The sequence below is a fragment of the Microbacterium paludicola genome, from assembly GCF_039529675.1.
Classification (GTDB): Bacteria; Actinomycetota; Actinomycetes; order Actinomycetales; family Microbacteriaceae; genus Microbacterium; species Microbacterium paludicola.
Map to the genome: position 1 here is coordinate 1 of NZ_BAAANG010000039.1, position 1,576 is coordinate 1,576.

Annotated in this window: 3 protein-coding genes; 1 reads left to right on the plus strand and 2 read right to left on the minus strand. The window is 63.3% G+C overall.

The features are described 5' to 3' along the window. Nucleotides 1-49: 49 nt before the first annotated feature. On the minus strand, nt 50-220 hold the full coding sequence (locus ABD161_RS15325) for an AbiTii domain-containing protein (protein WP_344004923.1): 171 nt from the start codon (nt 218-220) through the stop codon (nt 50-52). Nucleotides 221-326: 106 nt separating this feature from the next. Here ABD161_RS15325 and ABD161_RS15330 point away from each other — a divergent pair, with 106 nt between their 5' ends. After that, the gene (locus tag ABD161_RS15330) at nt 327-1,268 is read left to right on the plus strand and encodes a toll/interleukin-1 receptor domain-containing protein (RefSeq protein WP_344004926.1); all 942 of its coding nucleotides are present in this window, start codon (nt 327-329) and stop codon (nt 1,266-1,268) included. Here the strand turns inward: ABD161_RS15330 and ABD161_RS15335 are convergent. Beyond that, nucleotides 1,265-1,543, minus strand: a complete 279-nt coding sequence (locus ABD161_RS15335) for a tyrosine-type recombinase/integrase (RefSeq protein ID WP_344004929.1) — start codon at nt 1,541-1,543, stop codon at nt 1,265-1,267. The two genes, ABD161_RS15330 and ABD161_RS15335, sit on opposite strands and share 4 nt — an antisense overlap. Nucleotides 1,544-1,576 lie beyond the last annotated feature (33 nt).

The window sequence follows — 1,576 nt, forward strand, 5'->3', positions numbered from 1 at the left end:
CCGCTACGCTCGCGGAAGCGGCATAACCGAACCGACACCGTGTCCACGATCAAGGGCCAAGGCCCTCTGTGCTGTCGTAGCCGTTCAGCTCCCCCTTCACCCAAGCGGTGAGGTCGGCCGCTCCGAGATAGTGGGCAACGACGCGCACTTTCCGCAGGAGGTTGGTCGTGCTCACGGCGTCATCGGTCGCACCGGTGATGATCTCGTCAAGAAGGCTCACATGCCCATCCTGGCAGGGGCCTCCGACAATGCAGTCGGCCCGCCGAGCGTATGAGGCCGGGGGAGCATCGGGGCAGGGCATGCTTGTGGGCGCTACTGTGTCGTGTGTGAAGCCAGGTGAACGCATCCCGCTCATCAAGGCGTCGATCGATGCCCTCTTGCCGAGGATGGACGACGATGCGACGCTCGTCCTCAACCAATTCGGCGCGCAGCTGGACGGGTCTTACGGGCGCGATACCGACAGCCGCAGGAGCTTCCTGACTTGGGCGGTTCAGGAGCTCAGCGACGAAACGCTCTTGGGGCTCCACGATTATTTAGTGGGGGACGAACAGGCACCCGTGTCGGTGTCCGCTGATGACGATCCATGGACGGATCTGCCGATTCGGGTCTTCCTGTCGCACAAGTGGGAAGACGCCGAGTGGGTCTCCAGCCTGCGTAGCGTGCTGGCAAAGTACGGCATTACGGCCTTCGTGGCGCACAAGGACATCACGCCTTCAAAGCAGTGGAGAGAGGTCATCAAGGCCGGCCTGCGAAGCTGCCACATGATGGTTGCGGTGCTGCACGATGACTTCCATAAGAGCCAGTGGTGTGACCAAGAGGTCGGGTGGGCGCTGGGTCGGGGTATCCCGATCGCAACGCTTCGTCGCAGTCTGGAGTTCGAACGAGGTACGGACGGCTTCCTCGAAGAGGTGCAGGACATTCAGCTAGACCCGTCAAGGGGCACAGGAGAGTGGCGCGCCGCTCAGGAGATATTCCGCGCCGCGATCCGCTCTGTGAAGCCTCCGGAGCTGGTGCGCCGAGCACTAGCGGAGGCTCTGGTTGCCTCCCCCTCCTGGGAGAACACGCGCAATCTCTGGTCCGCTATCGCTCGTCAGGATCAGTGGGAACAGGCAAGCCTGGACCGCATTAAGTTCGCAGTGCAGACCAACAGGCAGGTGTACGACGCCATGGTCGGGGAGCGGCAGTTAACTGCCCTTGTTGACGAGCTCGTCCAACAATATGAGCCGAAGCCGATCGACTGGTCCACAGGCGACGAGACCCCGTTCTAGCCGTTCGCGACGAACTGCTCGAAGCGGTCGACCTGCTGGTCGTAGTCCACGGGGTACAGGTGGCCGTAGATGCCGTCCGTGACGGCGACGGAGCCGTGCCCCATCCACCGGCTGACCTCGTAGGGCTTGAACCCCGCGGCGAGCATCAGTGAAGCGTAGGTGTGGCGCAGGTCGTGGAACCGGATGTGCGCCGGGACGCCAGCACCTTCGGCAGCGGGGCGGAGCTTGAACCGGAGCACGCTCCGGGCGTGAGGAACGGATCGGTGACAACTGATCGTTAGTGCCGGGAGGCGCTGACGGGGAGGATG